The organism is Methylobacterium sp. J-043, from assembly GCF_022829505.1.
GTDB lineage: Bacteria > Pseudomonadota > Alphaproteobacteria > Rhizobiales > Beijerinckiaceae > Methylobacterium > Methylobacterium extorquens_A.
On sequence record NZ_JAKSYB010000081.1, the window covers coordinates 35,210 to 41,209 of the forward strand.

6 protein-coding genes and 1 pseudogene are annotated in these 6,000 nt (G+C 68.7%); 1 reads left to right on the forward strand and 6 read right to left on the reverse strand.

Features of this window, described 5'->3' with window-relative positions; all coding sequences use genetic code 11:
- Positions 1 to 39: 39 nt before the first annotated feature.
- The gene (locus MKK50_RS24930) at positions 40 to 258 is read right to left on the reverse strand and encodes a hypothetical protein (RefSeq protein WP_499025877.1); all 219 of its coding nucleotides are present in this window, start codon (positions 256 to 258) and stop codon (positions 40 to 42) included.
- Positions 259 to 584: 326 nt separating this feature from the next.
- On the opposite strand from MKK50_RS24930, the gene MKK50_RS24935 reads away from it, so the two are divergent.
- A complete protein-coding gene (locus MKK50_RS24935) occupies positions 585 to 842 on the forward strand; it encodes a hypothetical protein (RefSeq protein ID WP_499025878.1) in 258 nt (85 codons plus the stop codon).
- A gap of 5 nt (positions 843 to 847) precedes the next feature.
- Here MKK50_RS24935 and MKK50_RS24940 read toward each other — a convergent pair whose 3' ends face one another.
- The 5 genes and pseudogenes from MKK50_RS24940 to MKK50_RS24960 all read right to left on the reverse strand — a co-directional run.
- A complete protein-coding gene (locus tag MKK50_RS24940) occupies positions 848 to 1,462 on the reverse strand; it encodes a DNA-3-methyladenine glycosylase family protein (RefSeq protein WP_499025879.1) in 615 nt (204 codons plus the stop codon).
- A gap of 107 nt (positions 1,463 to 1,569) precedes the next feature.
- Positions 1,570 to 2,289 carry a cytochrome c biogenesis CcdA family protein gene (locus MKK50_RS24945; RefSeq protein ID WP_253368086.1) on the reverse strand — a complete coding sequence of 240 codons (720 nt, stop codon included), beginning with the start codon at positions 2,287 to 2,289 and terminating at the stop codon, positions 1,570 to 1,572.
- A 179-nt stretch (positions 2,290 to 2,468) separates the two neighbouring features.
- On the reverse strand, positions 2,469 to 4,235 hold the full coding sequence (locus MKK50_RS24950) for a monovalent cation:proton antiporter-2 (CPA2) family protein (protein ID WP_499025880.1): 1,767 nt from the start codon (positions 4,233 to 4,235) through the stop codon (positions 2,469 to 2,471).
- Positions 4,236 to 4,341: 106 nt separating this feature from the next.
- Positions 4,342 to 5,280 carry a pirin family protein gene (locus MKK50_RS24955; RefSeq protein WP_499025881.1) on the reverse strand — a complete coding sequence of 313 codons (939 nt, stop codon included), beginning with the start codon at positions 5,278 to 5,280 and terminating at the stop codon, positions 4,342 to 4,344.
- Between the two features lie 226 nt (positions 5,281 to 5,506).
- Positions 5,507 to 6,000, reverse strand: a pseudogene (locus MKK50_RS24960) (integrase core domain-containing protein); the annotation flags it as partial.

Consider the following 6,000-nt stretch of genomic DNA (forward strand, 5'->3'; position numbering starts at 1 on the left):
CGGGCGCCAAAGGCCGGCAACCGCGATCGGGAGTGCGCCTCAGCCCGGTACCTTCTTATGGGACACGGCGGCGGCGACGTCGTCGGGCCGGACCTCGTCGCCGGTCACAGCACCGGAAAGCGCCGCGGCGTGAAGGGCCAGTACGGGCACGAAGACCAGCGCCATCATCAGCGCCACCACGAGCACCACGCTGCCGCTACCGCCGGATTTCGCCGCACGAAAGCGCGCACGGCGGGAAATGACATTGGAGTCAATCATGGCTCACCTCTTGTCGGACCAGCCGCCAGGGCCGGTCGCGGGTGAGCCGGATCAGACGATCAGGCGCGGAACACGCGGGTGGCCGAAGGCGGCGTGGTCGATCGACTACTGTCGTCGGGCATTGGGGTCGGAAGTTCCTGTGGAGCCGCGCATCGCGCACACGGCGACGATAAGCAGACAACGCGCGCTTGCAGGATCAGTTCGATCCCGTCAAGTCCGAACGTCGTTGCGCGCTGTGAAGGGCCGCCGTCGTCGCGTTTCGACATCATCAGCGATCGGCGGCGGACCCGCGCGAACGCGTGCGGTGCCGCTCGCAATGGGACACCATGTCGAACGATACGATCATCTGGACACAGGGCGGGATCGCCGAGGTGCCCCTCCAGCGCTTCACCGGCCGCGTCGGCGCGATCGAGGTCGCCACCGTCGAGTATGACGGGTCGAACCGCCTCTGGACGTGGTGGAGCCCGCTTGCCGAGGACATCTGGGGCCATGCGCAGGAGCCGGACGGAGCCAAACAGGCCGCCGAACTCTGGCTGCGCGACTGGCTCGAGAATTTCCGGCCCTTCTTCGAGGCGGGCCGCTGACCGCATCAGGCGGCGACCGGCGCCGCGTCCCGGCTGCGCCACATGTAGCGGGCGAGGATCGAGCGATACGGCGCGAACTGCGCGGCCACAGCGACCGTATCGTCATCCCCCGCAAGCCGCCGCAGGACGCCGACCGCGGCCACGTCGCCGACGGGCCAGATATCCGGGTCGAGAAAATGGAAGATGCCGGCCATGTCGGCGGTCCACGGCCCGACCCCGCGGATGCGGCACAAAACCGCCGAGCGCGCGGCATGCGGTAGGGTTGTGAGTTCCGGGCCGAGCCGGCCGGCCTCCTCGGCCTCGCGGATGGCGTGGAGCGCCCGCACCTTGTTCGCCGAGACGCCGCAGCCGCGCAGCAAGGCCTCGGTGCCCGGAACGAACAGATCGCGCGGCGTGCCATCCTGTACCGTGGCAGCCGCCTCGATCCGCGTCCAGATCGAGAGGGCGGCCTTGGTCGAGAGCTGCTGGTTGACGACCTCGACGAACAGACGCTCGGCCAGGCTGGCATGCGCGGGCGGCGCGATCTCGATCGGACCGATTGCCGCGATCGCGGCCCGCAACGGCGCCGCGACCGTGGCGGCCGTTCCAAGCATTCTTTCGTAGATATCCGCGTCGAGCATCTTCTTCCCGGGGCGACGATGACCACCGCCGGAAAACGCCCGGCACCGTCCGCCGCTCCGCTTTGTCGAATCCGCGTTTGATCCGCAGCGGCCGCGCAGTTCCTTGTTCAGAAGCGCGTGGTGAGCGCCGTCAGCCAATCCGGTGAGGCATCGACCAGCGTGGTTTCGAGAGCCCGATCATAGCCCGCCAAAATCAGGGCGCCGGTGACGATCAGGATCACGCCCAGCGTGAGCTTGAGCCCCTTGCCGACGTCCATCATCCGCGCGCGCCAGCGAATCAGCACCTCGCGCGACAGCATCCCGAGGGCGACAAGGGGGAGGGCGGCCCCGAGGCCGAACACCAGCATGGTGACTGCGACGCCGCCGAGGTTGCGCCCCTGGGCGGCCAGCAGGGAGGCCGCGCCGAGGGTCGGGCCGACGCAGGGACTCCACACGGCGCCGAGAAGGAGGCCGACGGCGAACTGGCCTGCCAGCCCGGCGGTCGAAACCCCACCGAACTTCCCCTCGGCCCAATTGCTCAACGGCCCGGCCGCAACGGCGAACCGATTCTGCGCCGCCGGTACGATCAGGACGAGGCCGAGCAGCACCAGCAATACCGCCCCGATGGCGCGAAACCGGTCGCCGTCGAGGCCGATCGCGAAGCCGATCGTCGCGATGAACAGACCGATCGCGACGAACGAAAGTGCCAGACCGGCGGCGAGCGCCACGGCCCCGAGCCGGTGCTCCGCGACCGCCGCGCCCAGCACCAGCGGAAGCAGCGGCAACACGCAGGGCGACAGCACCGAGAGGAGGCCGGCAAGGAAGGCGAAGCCGAGATGACTGGCCATGGTGCGGCTCGAAACCCTTCGCCGAGACGTCCCCAGTCACACGCTGACCGGATCGCCTCGGCAGGGTGCCCTCGTCTCCCGGCTTTCTCTACAGCCGAACGCCGTGCCCCGCATCGGCGTGCCGCGTTCCCTTGGTGCCGCATCTCAGGCGGCCCTCTGTCTTCGCCGCCGTGCCCAGCTCACCCGTGCCCGTGCGTCGGCATGGACGCGTTCCCCCGGATCAGCTCTCGGCCCGCATAGATGCCGCCGACGACCTGGAGGTCGAGGCGCTCCGCGTCGCGCCGACGGACCTCGGCCATGATCTCACCGGCCGCGTCCGGGTCGGCCCCGATCGTCACCAAGGCCTGCTCACCCAGCGCGAAGGCCGATTCGAGCGTCTCGCGCATCTGGTAGGCGACGCCCGCCTCGATCAGCTCCACCGCGTGCTCCCGGTCACGGGCGCGCGCCAGGACCGGAACCAGCGGAAACTCCGCCTTCGCCAGTTCCGCGATGCGCTTGGCCATGGCGCGGTCGTCGATGCAGATCAGGATCGCGCGCGCCGTCGCGGCGCCGGCCGCGCGCAGGATGTCGAGCCGGGCGCCATCGCCGTAATAGACCTTGAAACCGAACCCCTCGGCGAGGCGGATATTGTCGGCGTTGGTGTCGATGATCGAGACCGAGCAGCCGCGGGAGATCAGCGGCTGGCTGACGATCTGCCCGAACCGGCCGAACCCGACGATCAGGGCGCTGCCGACGAGATCCTCCGGCGCATCGACGCCGTCCGTGGATGCGGCGGCCTTCGGTCCGAGGCGATCGAAAGCGATGACGGTCAGCGGCGTGATCGCCATCGACAGGATGACGGTGGCCGTGAGGATCGCGTTGGTCGTGCCGTCGATGATCCCGGCACTCGCTGCCGCCGCGTAGAGCACGAAGGCGAACTCGCCGCCCTGCGCCATCAGGGCCGTCCGCTCCAGCGCCTCGGCGTGTTGGGTCCGCAGGGCGCGGGCGACTCCGTAGATGACGATGCTTTTGACCGCCATGTAGGCGGCCACGCTCATGAGGATCAGGCCCCAGTTCGCGGCGATCACCGCCAGATCGAGGGACATCCCGACGCCGAGGAAGAACAGGCCGAGCAGGATGCCGCGGAACGGCTCGACATCGGCCTCTAACTGGTGGCGGAAGCTCGATTTTGAGAGCAGCACGCCGGCGAGGAAAGCCCCCATCGCCATGGAGAGGCCGCCGAGCTGCATCGCCAGCGCCGAACCGAGCACGACGAGCAGCGCCGCTGCGGTCATGACCTCCCGCGCCTTGGCCGCCGCCAGCAGGCGGAACAGCGGGTTGAGCAGCCAGCGGCCCGCGGCCACGAGTGCGGCGACGGAAGCCAGGGCGATGGCGACGGCGATGGCGCGCTCGGTCCCGCTCGTCTCGGCGCCGCCGGGCGCGAGCAGCGCGACGGCGGCCAGCAACGGCACGATGGCGAGATCCTCGAGCAGCAGAATGGCGACGATCCGCTGGCCCTTCGGCGTCGAGAGCGAGCCGCGCTCTTCGAGGAGCTGCATGACGATGGCGGTCGAGGTGAGCACGAAGCCGGTGCCGGCCACGAAGGCCACGACGACCGGAAACCCCATGGTGACGCCGACGAGCGTGAGGGCGGCGATGCAGGCGTCGACCTGCGCGAGGCCGAGACCGAAGATCTCGCGGCGCATGCCCCAGAGCCGCGAGGGCTCCATCTCCAATCCGATGATGAAGAGGAACATCACGACGCCGAGTTCGGCCACGTGAAGGATCGCGTGGGCGTCGTTGAACAAGCCGACGCCGAACGGCCCGATGGCCAGCCCCGCCACGAGGTAGCCGAGGACGGAGCCGAGTCCGAGCCGCTTGAACAGGGGAACGGCGACGACGCCCGCGGCGAGGAGCGAGACGACCTGAACGAGTTCGCTCGCGGCCCCGGATGCTTCGATAGCCATGGCGTGATCGAACCTCTGGACGGGTTGTAAGGCGCTGGTCGGGCGCAGGCAGGACAAAGCGTGGGGACCGGGCGCGCGGCCCTCGGTGGGACCGGCGCGCTGTCGCTCACGGATAGCGGACGGGTGGGGGATCCTCGGGCAGGGGGATGAACTCGGCGTCGTTGGGCACCGTGTCGAAGCGGCCCTGGCGCCAATCCTCCTTGGCTTGGGCGATCCGCTCCGGCCGCGAGGAGACGAAGTTCCACCAGAGGTGCCGCGGCCCGTCCATCGGCTCGCCGCCCAGAACCATGAACCGCGCGGCCTCCGTCGCGCGCACGCTGATGCGGTCGCCGGGCCGGAACACCAGGAGTTGGCCGGGGCCGAAACCGACGCCGGCAATCTCGATCGCGCCCGCAACCGTGTAGATCGCCCGCTCGTCGTAGGTCGGGTCGAGCGGAAGGACGGCGCCTGCTTCCAGCATCACGTCGGCATAAACCATCGGGCTTGAGGTGCGCACCGGCGAACGCGCGCCGAAGGCTTCGCCCGCGATCAGCCGCACGGTCTTGCCCTCGCCGGTGAGGACCGGAAGCGCGGCGGCCTCGTAATGCTCGAAGGCCGGGGCGTTCTCCTCGTCGCGGGCCGACAGGGCGACCCAGCTCTGGATGCCGAACAGGCGAGAGCCGGTCTGGCGCAGAGTCCGAGCGGTGCGCTCCGAATGGGTGATGCCGCGCCCGGCCGTCATCCAATTCAGTTCGCCCGGCCGGATCGGCAGCTCGGTGCCCAGGCTGTCGCGATGCATGATCTCGCCGTCGAACAGGTACGTGACGGTCGAGAGGCCGATATGCGGGTGCGGACGGACGTCCATACCCTGGCCGAGCAGGAACTCGGACGGCCCCATCTGGTCGAAGAAGATGAACGGGCCGACCATCCGGCACTCGGTCGAGGGGAGGGCACGGCGCACGGCAAAAGAGCCGAGATCGCGCGAGCGCGGCACGATCAGGGTCCGGATCGCGTCGCAACTGAAATGATCGCCCGGGATCGGATCATCCGCACTGTGCCAGCTCACCGCTCTTCTCCCTCGTTGGCCCAGACCGACAGCCGCGCACGCGTCGGGAAGCGTGTCCGCCGTCGCGTCGCCCCACATCCTGTGACGGCGTGCCGCCAAAAGCATTATGGAATGAGTGAGAGGGAACGAAAATGGAAACCGGGGAAACGTATCGTTTCCAAAAGCACCGTTTGCGCTTGCGCAGCGGTATCGCGGAAGTGATCGGCCCCCACGGGGTGGCCCAAGTTCAAAATTGGTGCAGGGTCGGCCTCTGATCCACGGTTAGCTTGGCCGGCGGAGCCGGTCGGGTGAGGCGGGCACGAACACCTCCGAGGCTGGCGGCCGGTAGCCGAGTGAAGCGTGCGGACGCACGCCGTTGTCGTGTCGTCGCCAACTCTCGATCACGATCTGCGCCTCCTTGAGCGTGTAGAAGATCTCGCCGTTCAACAACTCGTCTCGTAGCCGTGCGTTAAAGCTTTCGACGTAACCGTTCTCCCATGGCGATCCGGGTGCGATGCAGGCGGTCTTCGCGCCGACGCCGGTGATCCAGGACTGTACCGACGTGTCCATGAACTCCGGACCGTTGTCCGAGCAGCTGTTGCCCGGCACACCGCGTAGGATGAGCAGGTCGGACAGCACGTCGATGACGTCCGCCGCCTTGAGTTTGCGCGCCACCCGGATCGCCAGGCACTCACGCGTGAACGCATCGACCACGTTGAGCATCCGGAACTTGCGCCCGTC